13 protein-coding genes and 1 pseudogene are annotated in these 16,166 nt (G+C 47.9%); 8 read left to right on the forward strand and 6 right to left on the reverse strand.

What is annotated here, in order from left to right:
* Positions 1 to 1,041, reverse strand: a pseudogene (locus BZG23_RS15855) (thrombospondin type 3 repeat-containing protein); the annotation flags it as partial.
* A 922-nt stretch (positions 1,042 to 1,963) separates the two neighbouring features.
* Here BZG23_RS15855 and BZG23_RS16530 point away from each other — a divergent pair.
* A complete protein-coding gene (locus BZG23_RS16530; RefSeq protein ID WP_106406577.1) occupies positions 1,964 to 2,137 on the forward strand; it encodes a DUF6435 family protein in 174 nt (57 codons plus the stop codon).
* Here the strand turns inward: BZG23_RS16530 and BZG23_RS15860 are convergent.
* Together BZG23_RS15860 and nsrR are read right to left on the reverse strand one after the other, a co-directional pair.
* Entirely contained in the window at positions 2,134 to 3,945 is a 1,812-nt protein-coding gene (locus BZG23_RS15860) for an ABC transporter transmembrane domain-containing protein (protein WP_077607497.1), read from the reverse strand. The two genes, BZG23_RS16530 and BZG23_RS15860, sit on opposite strands and share 4 nt — an antisense overlap.
* 29 nt (positions 3,946 to 3,974) lie before the next feature.
* Positions 3,975 to 4,400 carry a nitric oxide-sensing transcriptional repressor NsrR gene (gene nsrR, locus BZG23_RS15865; protein ID WP_069360987.1) on the reverse strand — a complete coding sequence of 142 codons (426 nt, stop codon included), beginning with the start codon at positions 4,398 to 4,400 and terminating at the stop codon, positions 3,975 to 3,977.
* A gap of 108 nt (positions 4,401 to 4,508) precedes the next feature.
* Here nsrR and hmpA point away from each other — a divergent pair, with 108 nt between their 5' ends.
* From hmpA to arfB, 6 genes are all read left to right on the forward strand, one after another.
* Complete coding sequence (gene hmpA / locus BZG23_RS15870; protein ID WP_077607498.1) at positions 4,509 to 5,693, forward strand: NO-inducible flavohemoprotein; 1,185 nt, start codon at positions 4,509 to 4,511, stop codon at positions 5,691 to 5,693.
* A 184-nt stretch (positions 5,694 to 5,877) separates the two neighbouring features.
* Positions 5,878 to 6,360 carry a DUF3015 domain-containing protein gene (locus tag BZG23_RS15875; RefSeq protein WP_074214569.1) on the forward strand — a complete coding sequence of 161 codons (483 nt, stop codon included), beginning with the start codon at positions 5,878 to 5,880 and terminating at the stop codon, positions 6,358 to 6,360.
* Between the two features lie 145 nt (positions 6,361 to 6,505).
* Positions 6,506 to 8,335 carry an Lnb N-terminal periplasmic domain-containing protein gene (locus tag BZG23_RS15880; RefSeq protein ID WP_443216298.1) on the forward strand — a complete coding sequence of 610 codons (1,830 nt, stop codon included), beginning with the start codon at positions 6,506 to 6,508 and terminating at the stop codon, positions 8,333 to 8,335.
* Positions 8,336 to 8,577: 242 nt separating this feature from the next.
* Positions 8,578 to 10,203 (forward strand): HAMP domain-containing methyl-accepting chemotaxis protein, encoded by a 1,626-nt coding sequence (locus BZG23_RS15885; RefSeq protein ID WP_077607499.1) that lies wholly within the window; start codon positions 8,578 to 8,580, stop codon positions 10,201 to 10,203.
* Positions 10,204 to 10,341: 138 nt separating this feature from the next.
* Positions 10,342 to 11,037 carry a pirin family protein gene (locus tag BZG23_RS15890; RefSeq protein ID WP_077607500.1) on the forward strand — a complete coding sequence of 232 codons (696 nt, stop codon included), beginning with the start codon at positions 10,342 to 10,344 and terminating at the stop codon, positions 11,035 to 11,037.
* 94 nt (positions 11,038 to 11,131) lie between these two features.
* Entirely contained in the window at positions 11,132 to 11,545 is a 414-nt protein-coding gene (arfB, locus tag BZG23_RS15895; RefSeq protein ID WP_077520596.1) for an alternative ribosome rescue aminoacyl-tRNA hydrolase ArfB, read from the forward strand.
* 5 nt (positions 11,546 to 11,550) lie between these two features.
* Here arfB and BZG23_RS15900 read toward each other — a convergent pair whose 3' ends face one another.
* Complete coding sequence (locus BZG23_RS15900) at positions 11,551 to 12,552, reverse strand: GGDEF domain-containing protein (RefSeq protein WP_077607501.1); 1,002 nt, start codon at positions 12,550 to 12,552, stop codon at positions 11,551 to 11,553.
* A gap of 142 nt (positions 12,553 to 12,694) precedes the next feature.
* Here BZG23_RS15900 and BZG23_RS15905 point away from each other — a divergent pair, with 142 nt between their 5' ends.
* Entirely contained in the window at positions 12,695 to 13,687 is a 993-nt protein-coding gene (locus BZG23_RS15905; RefSeq protein WP_241837231.1) for a linear amide C-N hydrolase, read from the forward strand.
* Between the two features lie 109 nt (positions 13,688 to 13,796).
* Here the strand turns inward: BZG23_RS15905 and edd are convergent, their stop codons facing one another.
* Together edd and BZG23_RS15915 are read right to left on the reverse strand one after the other, a co-directional pair.
* Positions 13,797 to 15,590, reverse strand: coding sequence for a phosphogluconate dehydratase (gene edd, locus BZG23_RS15910; protein ID WP_077607503.1), 1,794 nt, complete (start codon positions 15,588 to 15,590; stop codon positions 13,797 to 13,799).
* On the reverse strand, positions 15,590 to 16,111 hold the full coding sequence (locus tag BZG23_RS15915; RefSeq protein ID WP_077607504.1) for a gluconokinase: 522 nt from the start codon (positions 16,109 to 16,111) through the stop codon (positions 15,590 to 15,592). The genes edd and BZG23_RS15915 overlap by 1 nt, the downstream gene beginning before the upstream one ends.
* Between the last annotated feature and the right edge of the window lie 55 nt (positions 16,112 to 16,166).

Raw genomic sequence — 16,166 nt, forward strand, 5'->3', positions numbered from 1 at the left:
GGTTATGTAGTTCCATTGATTAAATAAAAACTCAAACCCTTTATTTACGTGATTAGATTTACCAATACCAGAAAAAACTTGTTTTCTAGCATTTAGGCCAAAATAGGTTTTATGATTACTATCGTCATTCGTACCTGATGACTGAACAATTCCTGCATCATCAAATTTAGCCCAAAAACCTATACTAAATGATTCTTCGCCACTAGGAAAAAATGGTGTAATTAAGTATCCATCACTTGAGGACACATCTAACTCACGATAACCTGTTGTGCGCTCTAATTCACTGATACTAGCTTGATTAGATTCTAGATACTGTTGCCACGCCGTTAATTTTCCAGTTAATTTGATATAGACATCACTTACTAATGGGTTGAGCCCATTAGCTAGCTCATAACCATCGGGTAAGCCATCACCATCAGTATCAGACAAACAAGGATTCAATCCACTTTCTATTTCAACTAAATCTAAAATTCCGTCACTATCTGAATCAGCATTATATAAAGAAGTGCATGAGGTTTCATATATGTCATAAACGCCATCAGAATCGGAGTCTTTTAACTTAAACGTAGCATAGTTTTTTAAATGGTTTTTTTCACCAGAGTATACGACACTCCAGTACATTTCATTGTTTAATCCAACATTTAAGTCTGAAAGCTTTAAGGTTAACTGTGATGATGATAATCCAGATTCATAATTAACAAGATGATTAATATCACTACCAATATAAAAGTCGAAAAGTGCATCATTGTCACTTCCATCAACCATCCATGAAAAATCAACTTCATTTTGAACAACTACTTCAGATGACATTGGAGATGTTAAATGAATAAAATCATCAGACAAGCCATTCGATGATAGATTGAACTCTAAAATATTACCAATCACGTCATATTTATACTCTTTATTTAGCGCACCGACACCTTCGGCTATTGACGTAAGCTGTCCATTTCTATCATAGGCCATGTTATAGGAGTGTTCGCTTGCAAACGCAAAAGAAAACATATAGCAAAAAAAAATCAACAAAAAAATCGGTTTGCGCATCAAGTGACCTCTATCAATTCATAAAATTAGTGAGTATTAAAGTAACCGTTATTCCGCACCCTATTAACGAATTAAAATAGTGTGACACAATTATCGTTTCACTTTTTCCTGCAACAGAGTCGACTCTATCCATCGGTAGTCTATACTTCTCATACAATGAAATTAATGGCCCATCAATCGTCTCTTTCGATTCAGGGCGAACGCATGAATTAGTGCATTGTTAACTGTATCTTTCTGATAGCAGAATATGTCTCTCATCAATCAACTAATCGTTCACTAATCAAACAACCCTACCAACAATGGTTGATTGAAACAGGCTGCCCCCATACGTTAGTAACATTTAGTGCTCACAACTTAAACAAAAAATCAACTCGTGCGCTTGCCCTGTCTTTCGGTTGAAGCTCAGCGGTCAATCCTGAGGTTTCTATCTATGCGTATTGAGTGATCAAGGATAAGTCCCCCTATGACCGCTGATTCGTCAGCAACTAGCTTGGTATCCTCTTTGCGGCCGACGAGGGTAATTAGTATAGCGAGAGCGATATAACGCGCGGCTATACCCTTTGATGGAGGAGTTAATTTCTAGATAAATTAGTCTTCACCTTTTTTAAAGAGAATTGATAATTTTGCCAAAGGAATTGGCGAAGCGATCATAGCAGACGCATACTAAACTGGACCAGATGTTTAATTTGTATCAAAAAAGAGAATAATTTTTTTTTGAATGCAACACTGTCGTCTGCAGTCTGAGATAACGTGTTAAATATAACCCAGGTGACCTTTCCTCCAGAAATAACACCATGACATCGATGATATTTCCCGTAAGGTGGAGACAAACGGATACGATAAGTACTAACGCACAGTCGCTGTCATCCAAACAAGAGGTTAGGTCGTAGTGATACCCATGACTCTCAAATAAGGACGCGACATGCTCTCATTTTTAAAGCCGAATCCGGTTAAAAAGCTTAAAAAGCAGTACGAAGCTAAGCAGCAACAAGCCTTTCAGGCGCAGCGCAACGGCGACATTCGTGGTTATTCACTGCTCACCGAAGAAGCAGAAAAGATTGACCAACAAATCAAAGAATTGGAAAACAACGCTTAGCTATTTGAGACATGGCTAAACTGCCGTTTTACCAAGCGTTTGTACAACGGGCAGCGTGTCAGCAAGTCGGTATGGCTGCCTACATCAATAAGCTTGCCTTGATCCATCACTACAATGCGGTCAGCATGCTGAATGGTCGATAAGCGGTGAGCGATAATCAAGGTAGTGCGGTCACGCATTAAAGCCGCCAAGCCTTGCTGAACCGCATGCTCACTTTCGCTATCAAGGGCGCTGGTGGCTTCATCGAGCAATAAAATTCGTGGATCCTTGAGAATCGCGCGGGCAATCGCAATTCGCTGCCGTTGCCCACCCGAAAGCCGTACGCCTCGCTCACCCAAAAAGCTGTTGTAGCCGTCCGGTAATTGCTGAATAAACCCATCGGCGTGCGCTTGAATCGCCGCCTCTTTGACGGCGTGCTCACTGGCGCCTGGCCTGCCGTAGCGAATATTGCCTATTACATCATCGCTAAACAGAGTGGGTTGTTGTGGCACCAGTGCCATTTGTTGGCGCAACGCTTGCGGGGATAAGCGACGAATATCTTGCCCGCCCAGCCTAATCGCACCTGACTGCGGATCATAAAAGCGTTGCAGTAATTCAAATACGGTAGTTTTCCCCGCTCCCGACGGTCCGACTAAAGCGACGACTTCACCGGGCTGAATCACAAGGTTCAACGCATCAATCGCCGCTTGATGAGGACGCGTGGGATAATGAAAATGTACCGCTTCAAAACGAATATCGTTGCTTAATGATTGGGCATCGACACTCGGCGAGGTGGCGGGAGTTCGAATATGGCTTTGCACGTGCAACAGTTCCACCAAGCGCTCCGTCGCGCCTGCCGCGCGCTGCAACTCCCCCATCACTTCCGACAAGGTAGCCATCGAAGAGGCAACCATGATGGCGAAAAACACAAACGCACCCAGATCCCCTGCTGACATAGTACCTTGAATCACATCGCGACCGCCGACCCACAACATGCCAGTAATAGCGCTGAACACAATCACGATCACGCCGGAAATAAGAATGGCTCGTTGTTTGACGCGCTCGCGTCCGATCTGATAGGCGCGCTCCACCTCTTGACCAAATGCGGCTTTGGCGTGATCTTCTACCGCGAAGCTTTGCACGGTTTTAATATTGGTGATGGCTTCACCGGCATAGCTGCCTACATCCGCCATCGAATCTTGGCTTTGCCGCGACAACGCTCGCACACGACGGCCATAAATCAAAATCGGCACCAGAATAAAGGGCACGGAGGCCAGCACAATCAAGGTCAGTTTAATATTGGTGGCAAACAGCATGATGATGGCGCCCACACACATCAGTGCACTGCGCATCGCCATGGAGAAGGAGGAGCCGATGATGTTTTGCAGCAAGCTGGTATCTGTGGTGATCCGCGACATGATTTCGCCACTGCCGTGGGTTTCAAAATAGCTCGGATGTAGGCTAATCACATGATCAAACACCGCTTGGCGAATATCGGCACTGACCCGTTCACCCACCGATGACACCAGATAGAACCGGAAAAAGGTACCGATCGCGATCAATACCGTGATCAGCAAAATAAACTTTACCGCATTCCCCAGCTCAACCAGTGATTGCTGTGCAAAGCCTTGGTCGATCAAAAGGCGAACGCCGTGTCCGACCGAGAGCGTCAATGACGCGGTAAACACTAAGGCCAGCAATGCCGCGCTCACTTGCCAGCGGTAAGGGCGAATAAACGCAATCAGCTCCCACAGAACCGTCAGATTTTTACTGTTGCGACTTGAAGCAGATGGCGTCGAGGCGGCGCGCGTTAAAGCGGAATTAGCCATAAGCTCTACTTAGTGCTGTCCTTGCACATTTAGGGGCGAGTGAGCAGGATCATTAACTCGCGATTGTCGTTGATAAGCGCATCGATGGTGCATGCATCTAACTCCTCTAAAAAGGCTTGCTTGGCTTTCGCTAAACGCTCTTTTAAACGGCACGCTGGGGTGATATGACAAAACTCAACCGAGCAATTGACGAGCTCCAACGGTTCAAGATCGCGCACCACTTGCCCCACCGTAATCGCGGTCGGCGCTTGCAGTAGACGAATCCCCCCGTTCTTCCCGCGCACCGTTTGAATATACCCCAACTGCCCTAAACGGTTGATGACTTTCACCATATGATTGCGCGACACACCAAACAAGCGTGTCACCTCGGTAATGTTGGTGAGCTCACCCTCTGGCAAGGACGCCAGAAAAATCAAGGTGCGAAGTCCGTAATCTGTAAAGCTGGTTAGTTGCATGTGCGCCTCTTGCTGCCCCGCCAAATTGTAAGTCTTCTATTGATCAAAAGATATATTTGAGATACAACTTAAAACATGCATTAAATATACATGTTTAGAGAAACGCTGATGTTAAGCCAACAAACCATTGATATTGTGAAATCAACCGCCCCTGTGCTCGCCGAAACTGGCCCGAAGCTGACAAGCCACTTTTACCAAAGGCTATTCCACCACCACCCTGAACTAAAAGACATTTTTAATCTGCGCCACCAGCAAAATGGCGATCAGCGGGAAGCACTGTTTAACGCAATTTGTGCCTATGCACAGAACATCGATAACTTGCCCGCTTTACTGGGTGCGATAGAGAAAATTGCTCACAAACACACAAGTTTGCTGGTCAAAGCCGAGCACTATCCGCTTGTCGGTCAGCATTTGTTGGCCACCATTGATGAGCTACTTTCGCCGGGACAAGCCGTGCTTGATGCGTGGGCTGAGGCCTATCAAGTGCTCGCGGATGTATTTATCGCCAAAGAGCGGCAGCTTTATGAAGATAGCCACGCCCAAATTGGTGGCTGGCAAGGGCAGCGAGCATTTACGTTGATTGAAAAACGTCCTGAAAGTGAGCAGGTCACCAGTTTTGTATTTGCTCCTCAAGACGGTCAGCCCGTCGCGCCTTTTACGGCCGGGCAATACATTGGCATCGTGGTCAATCATACTGGCTTTGAACATCAAGAAATTCGCCAATACAGTTTGTCACACGCGCCGAACGGCCAGCATTATCAGATCTCGGTGAAACGGGAGCCACAAGGTCAGGTCTCTAATTACTTACATGATGAGTTAGCCGTTGGTGGCACTGTGATGCTCACCCCACCGGCGGGCGATCTCAAACTGAACGTGGATCCGAATACGCCCGTGGTATTAATTTCTGGCGGGGTGGGCATAACGCCAATGTTGGCGATGCTAGAAAGCCTTACCGAGCACAACGCATCTGTAACTTGGCTGCATGCTACCGAGAACGGCAAACTGCATGCTTTCAATCATCCTGTTCGCACCCTCGCGCGTCAGCACGCGCATATTCAGACGCACGTTTGGTATAACCAACCTCAACCCGCAGATACGCTTGGACAAGACTTTGATCATACCGGATGGATGGATCTCACAGCGGTGAGCAATACGTTCAGCCCAGCCGCGGTACAGGTGTATCTCTGCGGCCCAGTTGGCTTTATGCGCCATATTCAAGCGCAACTTCGCGAGCTTGGCGTGCCTGAGAAACAGTTCCATTATGAGTGCTTTGGGCCACATAAAGCGTTGTAGCCTTTATTTTCTCTAWTTTTTGGCACATCACCCCAATTTAAACAGGGTGTAGTTGAAACCATACAAGATAGTCAATAGAATCGGCACACCTAGTTTTTAGAGTTTTCCTGTCTAAATATCTCACATTTGAGAAGCAAATTCGGGTTAGACTCCAATTGCCAACACGTTTACTAAAAGGATTACCATGAAAAAATTTATCGCTATTGCTGCACTTGCTACCCTTCCTCTCTCTGGCGCGGCATTAGCAGATTCAGATATCGGCTGTGGTCTGGGTACAATGGTATTTGATGGTCAACAAGGGAAAGTTTACAAAGTTCTCGGCGCTACCACCAACGGTACATCAGGTAACCAAACCTTTGGTATCACCTTTGGTACGCTAGGCTGTGACGGTACAGGCACCATTGATTCACAGCAGAAACTGGCTATGTTCATCGACGGAAATATGGACAACCTAGCGCGTGATATCGCACGTGGTGAAGGTGAAACCTTGGCAACACTTTCTGAAGTTTGGGGCATCAAAGATGCAGACAAAGCAGCGTTCAACGATGTTGCAAAGCAAAACTTTGCTTCCATCGTGACGTCTGAACAAGTGACTTCACAAGAAGTGCTGACCAACCTGAACACTGTGGTTGCTCAAAACGATCAGCTTGCAGCGTATAAAATCTAAGTGATAAAACGCTGATAAAATATCCTCTCCAACTTGGTTAGGATTGAGTACGAAAGTGCCCAACTCGGGCACTTTCATGTTTTCATATATAACTCGTTGTACTGATATGAGACTTCTCAACGCTTTCGCCTTCCTATCGTTCCACATGAGTCTCATCATTCTCTGTTTGTTTAGCGCGCCTGTTTTTGCCGAGAAAAGTGACTTTGACATTCCTCATCTAGCTCAGCAGCCATATTGGCTTCAACTTGGCCACTATTTACCCCAGACCTTCTCTGGTTACGAAAGTACAATCGATTCAGAGACTTTTTTTCTCTCCCCCCAAGGAAAGACACAGCCAAAGCAAGAGCTCATGGCGACCATTAACGCGTTTTATCATGCCGACACTGCTGTTGCACAGGCTACACGGTGCCGTTACCCCGCACGATATACGTGGCTCGAATCCCACGCTGGGCGTACTGCCACACTCGATTGTCCCGAACTTGAACGCTGGAAAAAGGTACTTGACCCTGAAGCCATGACGCTGGTGTTCCCGACCGCATTTATGAATAACCCGTCATCGATGTTCGGCCATACCCTGCTACGCATTGATGCCAAGGATCAGACCAGAAACAAAGAATTAGTCGCCTTCGCTGTCAACTTTGCTGCCGAGCCAAACGAAAACGATAACGCCGCTTTGTATGCCGCGAAAGGCCTGTTTGGCGCGTACCCGGGACAATTTACCGTCATGCCTTATTATCGTAAGGTACGAGAGTACAACGACATTGAGTCCCGCGACATATGGGAGTACGCCCTCAACCTCTCCGAACAAGAAGTTAACCGGGTACTACTGCACTTGTGGGAAATGCAAAACGCCACCTTCGATTACTACTTTCTCGATGAGAACTGCTCCTACCAACTGCTCGCCTTGCTGCAACTTGCCCGCAAAGAGTTGCAGTTAGTCAATGATTTCCCTTTTCAAGCCATTCCGTCAGATACGGTTAAAACGCTAGCCAACAATGATTTGATTGAAACGCCCAACTTCCGCGCGTCATTTGGCACTCGGTTGTTAAATATGTCGCAGCAAACGTCTCCACTCGTGTTCGAGGCAGCACAAAAAGCAAAAGATGGCGATTTCCCCGACCATCAGCAATACAGTGCGGGTCAACTGGCCGCTATTTATGAATTTGCGTACGAATGGCTCAATTTCGATTTCTATGATAAAGGGCTTCCTCGAGACCCTTATGCGCAGCGGCTCACTCAGCTACTTGCTTTACGGAGCCAAGTCAGCGCCGACTCCCCATTTGAGCCAGTCGCTAATACCGGTGTCGCGCCGGACCAAGGGCACGGCTCTGCACGCGTAGGAATTGGCGCAAGGGCATCGAAGCATCGTCCAAATGCGTTAACACTCGAATGGCGCGCGGCTTATCATGATTTACTGGATCCTCAAGATGGCTTTGTGCCCGGCGCGCAAATCAGCTTTGTGGATGTGGCAGTCAGTCACGATGAGGACGGCAAGACACAATTGGATAAGCTCTACCTGATCGATGCGATGACCATTGCCCCGAAAAAGCCGGTTTTTTCTAGCCTGTCGTGGAATATCCGCGCGGGCTTTGATCGCCTACCTACTGCGCGAGAGCCGTCCAGTCGTTGGTTTGCGCAAGGCGGCATCGGTCAGTCTTGGGGAGAGGCCGATGGTCTCCATGCTTACGCTCTGTGGTCCACGGCACTTTCACATGGCGATGCCAGTGATGACCGGCTAAATATTGCAACAGGGATTGAATCTGGCTTGCTTTGGCAGCTTGCTGATGACCACCGCCTCGGTTTACAAGCCCAATCTCTCCCCCTACTTAATCGTGATTCGCTGTCACATTCACATGTGGATATGACATGGAACTGGCGTGTTACTTCGGATTGGTCTATCCGCAGTAAAGCACGCTATCAGCATTGGGAGAGCGAAGAGATGAGTGGCCAAGTGACGAGCTATTTTTACTTTTAAATACCTCAAATCGTACGTCTTCGTCTCGAATTAACAGCAAAACAACACGCGAGAAAGCGGGTCTAACGCGTTCAGTATTAATGACCCGCTTTCATAAACAAGTGATTTCCCAGTTTTCCATCAAAGCCTCTACACACCTCGCCATTAATAACATTTTTATCATCTACATCGTCTACGCTTATCTTAATATTGACGTAAAGATGCTTTGAGTTGCCTCATATGCACGATGAACAGGAAAGTAGATGATGAAAGATCTCAGTGTTGTTAAAAAAATATGGCTTAGTTTTATTGCCGTTTTTATCGTTTTTGCTTCGGTTGCAACCATGTTTATGTTTGGCCTATCCACGCTCAGTAAAGATATCACTCAACTATCAAACAAAAGCCTACCTTCAGTATCAATTTTGAAAGGCATTCAGGTCGATATCACCAAAGTGCGCAAAGATGAGTTTTCACTCCTGCCCAACAGCAACCATCCTAAAATATCGCAATGGCTCGACGATTTAGACCAATGGCGAGCAGATGTCCAAGCTGGGATAAAAGCCTACGAATCGCTGGATTTAACCCGACAGGAAAAACAAACCTTTGGTGTTTTTAAAACCACATGGAATCAATACATTAAGGAAACACAATCCTACAATCAGCTTTTGAGTAACAATAATCCCGATGCTGCTAATGACGTCGTTTTGTCCAGCTTCGGTACCTATTCAAAAGCACTAGAAAGTTTGGATAAGACACTCGCTCTCAACGACGAGCTTGTGCAGACAATCGGTGAAGAGGCACAACACGAAGCCATCTCCGCTCAAATTAACGCGGCCATAGGCACAGGCGTCATTGTTTTAGTTATTATTGGCTCCTCAGTCATGCTCTCACGCATCATTTCTCGTCCCATTGACAAAGCCCTAGCCTTCGCTTCAAGTATTGCTCAAGGCCAGCTCAACAACAGCATTGATGAGAAAGATTTATCCAAAGACGAGCTTGGCACGTTGCTTAAAGAGCTGGTCACCATGCAACGTAATTTGCACGAGTTAGTATCAGAAATTAATGACTCTACCATCCAATTGACGGCCGCCGTTGAAGAAGTCAGTGCCATTTCATCTCAAAATGCCTCCGGTATGCAAAATCAGCAGCAAGAACTTGGTTCGGTGGCATCTGCCATGACAGAAATGCAAGCTGCCGTCAGTGAGGTAGCTCAAAACACCGAAGAGGGCGCGACGTCAGCACATTCGGCAGCAGACATTGCGAAAAAAGGGAGTGGGTCGTTAGGCCAAGCCATTACGATTATTGAGCGTGTTTCAGGGCTAATGCAAGAGTCTGAACACCTGACAGAGCAACTAAAAACAAGTTCCGAAGACATTAACGTCGTTGTAGACGTCATTCGCGGGATAGCTGAGCAAACGAACTTATTAGCGCTCAACGCAGCGATAGAAGCAGCGCGAGCGGGTGAACAAGGTCGAGGTTTCGCCGTTGTCGCCGATGAGGTCCGCTCACTCGCACAGCGCACCCAAGAATCAACTGAAAAAATCGTCACAACGATCGAAACGTTGCAAGAAAATACAACAAAGGTGCGTGAATCCAGCCATGAGTGTCAGACAGGTATCAATCAGTGTGTTGATACGGTGAACGAAACCGGTGAGCAAATGAGAGAGATAGAAGCATCTGTCGATGATATCGCGCAACGCAGCACCCAAATTGCCACCGCCTGCAGTGAGCAAAGCTCTGTCTCTAACGAGCTCAACCGCAGCGTTGAGAGTATCAATAGCGCCTCAACGGAAATGGCCGAGGGGGCCACGCAAACTGCCGTGGCATGCGATCAAATTAGTAACCTGGCTCATCGGTTAAAAACGAGAATGGAGACATTCCGGCTGTAACATCAGCAGCATCTTGTTCTATTTTTTAGAACAAGATGCTCAATCATACGCCGTGTTCGCACGGCGCTTTTATTTCTACACTGCAGCTATTGTTCAGCGTTACCGCTGTTCAACATCGAATTAGTGAGGAGAAGCATTATGATCACAGTACGTCATGCCAGCGATCGCGGTCAGGCCAACTTTGGCTGGCTACAAAGCCGCCATACTTTTTCATTTGGTAGCTATTACGATCCCCATCATATGGGCTTCTCTGCACTGCGTGTGATCAATGATGATATCGTGTCGCCCGCCGCAGGCTTTGATACCCACGGACACCGTGATATGGAAATCATCAGTCTGGTGCTGGAAGGGGAAATCGAACACAAAGACAGCCAAGGCAACCGACAAACCCTACCCGCTGGCGAGTTCCAGCTGATGTCGGCGGGGCGCGGTATTTATCATAGTGAGTATAATGCCTCGTCAACCCAAGCTTTACGCTTTCTGCAAATTTGGATTGAGCCCAATGAGCAAGGCGGGGAGCCGGGTTATCAGCAAAAAGATTTTGGTAAGCAGGCTGGCCTTACCGTCATCGCGACCCCAACCGGAGAAAATGGCACCTTACGCATCAAACAAGATGCGCGTTTGCTACAGCTGATTCTACTGCCCAGTGAATCTGTTACCTTGCCTTTGGAGGCAGGACGTCATGCCTATGTGCATCAAGTCGATGGCACGCTCGACGTTGAAACGACATCTCTGGCCCCCGGTGATGGCGCAAGAATTGAAGATATCCCTCATGTAACCTTCAGTAATAAGAGCAATGAAACCAGCCAAGCTCTGGTGTTTGATCTCCCCTAGCGCGCGAATTCAGCCGCTCTGGCCTGCCGGTCTATTTGCGCCGCAGGCCTTAATCTGTGTACACTGCGCTCTTTCTTCATGCATGAGAGGTTGTATGCTCACCCTATCAAATAAGGTGGCGATTCCCGACAATGAGATTGAGCTCACGGCTATCCGCGCCGCAGGGAAAGGCGGGCAAAACGTCAACAAAGTATCGAGCGCCATTCATTTGCGCTTTGATATCCAAGCCTCATCATTGCCTGATGCGTACAAAGCCCGCTTAATGGCTCTGTCTGATTCGCGTATCTCCAAAGAGGGCGTCGTGGTGATAAAAGCGCAAAACTACCGCACCCAAGAGCTAAACCGAGAAGACGCGCTAGAACGCTTACAGGCGTTGATCAAAGGTGCGATGGTAGAGCAGAAAAAACGTAAACCCACCAAACCTACCAAGGCCTCACAACGACGCCGCGTGGATGCTAAAAAACGTAAGAGCCAAACCAAAGCGCTGCGAGGCAAAGTGGCGCCTTAACCCTTTCACGCCACCACTTTATTCCGACCACCCGCTTTAGCCGCATACAAATTCGCATCCGCTTGCCGGTTGATTTCTTGGGCACATTTTGATGCCTCGCTTTGGGTGACCCCGATACTGACCGTCACAGGAATAGCGCGCTGCTGGTAAACAATGGGGGTTTTCGCAATACGCTTGCGGATTCGCTCTGCCATCGCCAGCGCATCATGATGAGAAACGCCTTCTAATAGAAGACAAAACTCCTCTCCCCCTTGCCGGAATACATTGTCACTCCCCGCGACCTCAACCATGGTGTTCACCACCGATTGCAATACGACATCGCCGCCATCGTGCCCATATTCGTCATTAACCGCTTTGAAATGATCAATATCGAGCACCAAAAGATGAAACGCAGCCTGCTGATTCTGTAATACTTGATAGCGATGTTTCAACGCGAGGCGGTTATTGGCTCCAGTTAGCGGATCACACGTGGCTAGTTTACTTAACTTGTTTTCAGCCAATACACGGTTAATCTCATAAGCATGAGCGACAATGGCAATGCTGAAATAACAAAACGCAAAGTTGAGCATCATAGTCAACATGTCGAAGTACTGCTCGACATAAAACTGAAAAGCAACATTAGCAATTTGGATAATAAACAGCGCTAATGTCGCTGCCAGACCGGCTTTATAGCCCAGTAACAAATAGTAAATAATCGGAAAAAACAGCGTCCAAATAAACACCCCATAGTCTGTTGGCTTGAGAAAAGTACCGACAACCACCAAAGCCGTCAAACTAGCCGACATGATATATTTGTGGCCACTAAAAACGGTGTTTTTGGCGGTTTGTCGATACACATACCAAGAGTAAAAAGCATACAAAACCAAAAAAGAGGCATAAATATAGCTTTGACTAACAACAACATTACCCATCGCCACCAAGGCTGCTAAACCACCTACACCAAGGCTCATTCCTTTAAGCACTTTGATACGCAACTCGGAACTGCTGCTGAGTTCACTCACTTCCATTGTTCATTCTCGTGTAGGCCAATGTTTAACATCAGCTATCATAGCTCGGATTTATTAACATGTTAATAACAAAGGTATCAATGATATGTGCACACGCATATTTAACAATCTCAACCGACAATACTCTGTCACGGCGCGCAATATGGACTGGTTTTGGCCGATTAATACCTATTTCTATCGTTTCCCAAAAGGTATGAAAAGTCGAGGACTGGACGCGAAGTCTGCAAGCCAGCTCGGTATTAGTAAGCAGCAGGTACTACAATGGCGCTCGGAATACGCTAGCCTCGTCACTGTCATGGGTAGTGACAAGCGAGGTTATGCTGCCATGGACGGCCTCAACGAAGCCGGACTGGCCGTGAATGGCCTATATGACTCAGATGTCAGTTACGGGCCGGCAACCGGAGACGGACAATTTTTGAGTGCTAACCGCTGGGTGCAGTTTGTATTGGATTGTTTTGCCAACGTTCATCAAGCGATTCAGTTTTTTACCTCAAACACGATCACCATCGTTTCAGAACGCTTACCTGATACATCGGACACCGACTCTCATTTGCATCTATCACTTTCCGATGCCGATGGAAATGCCGGAGTTATCGAAGTGCGAGACGGCGTTTTTCAACTCTATGAAAGCCATGACGATACCGTTGTCACCAACCAACCCGACTATAAAACGCAACAAACGCTGAAGGCTTACTGGACTTATACTTGGGGGCTTGATCCCAACAATCCTATTGCTCACCCAGTTTATTCAGCACCCGGCGGCAACAGTGCTACGCAACGCTTTGAACGGGCCAGCTATTACTTAATCTTTAGCCAGCCCGCGCAAAACCAGTGTGAAGCGGTTTATCAAGCACGTTCGCTCGTGGCCACGTGCGCCGTACCTGTCAATTTTAATCCTTATCACACTGAAAAAGCGTCTTACACCATTTGGACCAATGTGGCTGATCATCGTCAGCATGTTTATTACCTTGCCAACACCTTGACCATGGATAGCGTATGGATACACTTTTCACCGGACCATCAAGACTGTCAGCGACTGCAACTCCAAAAAGAAAAATCGACAAAGTCCGTCTGCCCAGTTCAATCGGGTGATGTGAGTCGCTACCTAACTAGGTGTGAGAACCCATTTGTCTAAAGCAAATAGGGAAAAAATGTCTCAAGATATCGCCTTGCGACTTTATTCTCCCTACAATTCTTCTTCACGTAATCGTGACAACGCGTAAGCATCTCGGCTTGCTGGACGATCACGGAAATAAATACGTCGCCCCCTCGTCAGCGCGTGACACCTGCTGACGCGCTGCAGCAAACAAATCACGTCCCCACGTTTGGGTCGCTTGGGGCGGTTCTGCCGCAGGACGCTGGGATAAGTCAGCATGACAGGTCAACATACCAGCATTGGCATCCAGCGTGATCAGATCGCCGTCTTTGATAGCGGCCAGCACACCACCATGCATGGCTTCAGGACAGACGTGCAAAGCCGCTGGGACTTTGCCCGACGCGCCCGATAACCGTCCATCTGTCACTAGAGCAACCTGATACCCCATCTTTTGCACATTGCCAAGAATCGGCATGAGTTTATGCAGCTCTGGCATGCCATTCGCGGCAGGGCCATTGAAACGCACCACCACAATCACATCTTGGGTGAGCTCACCACGTTGATAGGCCTGCTCGACCTGGTGCTGACAATCAAACACCCGCGCAGGCGCGCTAACCACACGGTGCTCCGGAGCTACTGCAGAGACCTTGATCACGGCATTACCCATATTGCCAGACAGCATGCGCAAGCCACTGGTTGCACTGAAGTGTGAACCGGGCTGAGCGATGACCCCTGTGTCGGTTGATGGTGTGGCGGCCTCCCAAACAAGCTGCCCCTGATCTAATCGTGGTGTTGTCAGTTGGTCGCTAAATTGGCCGACGGCAGGCAAGGTATCGGCATGTAATAATCCAAGCGTATGTAAGTGCGTCATCAGTGTGGGGACGCCTCCGGCCGCTTCAAAAGCATTAATATCAGCCGGGCCGTTAGGATACATTCGAGTCAGTAAGGGAACCACATGGGATAACGCATCAATATCTTCCCACGTTAGGATAATCCCTGCTGCCCGCGCCATGGCTACCAAATGGATGGTATGGTTGGTACTGCCGCCTGAAGCCAACAACGCGACCACACCATTAATAACGCTTTTTTCCGTCACCACATCGGCGAGTGGTCGGAATGTCGCACTTCCTGCGCACTGGGATGCTAACGCTGTCGCTGCATAGCAAGTCAACGCTTGGCGCAACGCCGAGTTCGGTGCGACAAACGCAGCGCCGGGAAGAATTAACCCCATAGCTTCAAGCACCAGTTGATTGGTATTGGCCGTGCCGTAGAAGGTGCAGGTCCCTTGGCTGTGATAAGCCTGACATTCCATCGCCAATAATGCCTCTTTTCCGATGTCACCGGCTGCATATGCTTGGCGTACCGCCACTTTTTCCTCGTTGGTTGTGCCCGTGGACATCGGCCCAGAGGGCACAAATAACGTCGGTAAGTGTGCATAGGCAAGCGCGCCCATTAGTTGCCCCGGCGCAATTTTATCGCATACGCCAAGCAACAGTGTGGCATCGTAGACATTATGACTTAACGATATCGCAGTTGCTTGAGCAATCACATCACGTGAAAACAACGACATCTCCATCCCTGGCTGGCCTTGCGTCACCCCATCACACATCGCAGGCACACAACCTGCCACTTGCGCCGTGTGGCCCAATGGCTGCAAGGCGGCTTTGATCTGATCAGGGTAGTAAGCATAAGGTGCGTGAGCGCTAAGCATGTCGTTATAGGCACTGATAATCGCCACATTGGCAGTGGTCATATCCAGCATCTGCTGTTTGTCTTGCTGGCACGATGCGGCAACCGCATGCGCGATGTTGCCACAAGACAAGCTTGCACGCGTCTTACCTGTCTCGGCTTGTCGCTGGGTTTGGCGTAAAAATGCGGTGCGCGCAGCTTCGCTGCGTTGGCGTAGCTCGTTAGTCACCGCCTCAACTTTAGGATGCATCATCAAGCTACCTCTTGGTTACGAGTAATGAGACTCGCGGCGTACTTTGTTAAGGATTCGATGTCTCGGTTGATATCAACAGAAATCACGTCTGATTCAATACCCGTCGGCTTTTCTAAGGCGGCAAATTGACTATCAAGCATTTCGGTTCTCATGAAGTGGCCTTTACGCGCTCGCAAACGTTCAAGAATTAACTCATAGCTACCATCTAGAAAAAGAAAAGTGACGCTCTTATTTCCCTCTCGAAGCCTGTCCCGGTATTGATGTCTAAGGGCAGAGCAAACGATGACACCGAATTCGTTTTTTTGCTCCAAACTAAACGCGACATCACGGATCCTCTCAAGCCAAGGCGCCCGGTCTTTATCGTTAAGAGGTTGTCCTAATGCCATTTTCTCGATATTTGCGCGAGGGTGTAAGTCATCACCATCGATAAACTTGGCCCCCAAATGCTGTGCCAACTTCGCACCTAGGGTACTTTTTCCACAACCACTCACGCCCATCACAATCACACTACCCATTTCCATACCGACTCCTTAGCGAGATTTTAACTAGATCTCATTTTTGGTCATGCATTCAATA

This window comes from Salinivibrio sp. ML290 (genome assembly GCF_001995695.1).
Taxonomy (GTDB): domain Bacteria; phylum Pseudomonadota; class Gammaproteobacteria; order Enterobacterales; family Vibrionaceae; genus Salinivibrio; species Salinivibrio siamensis.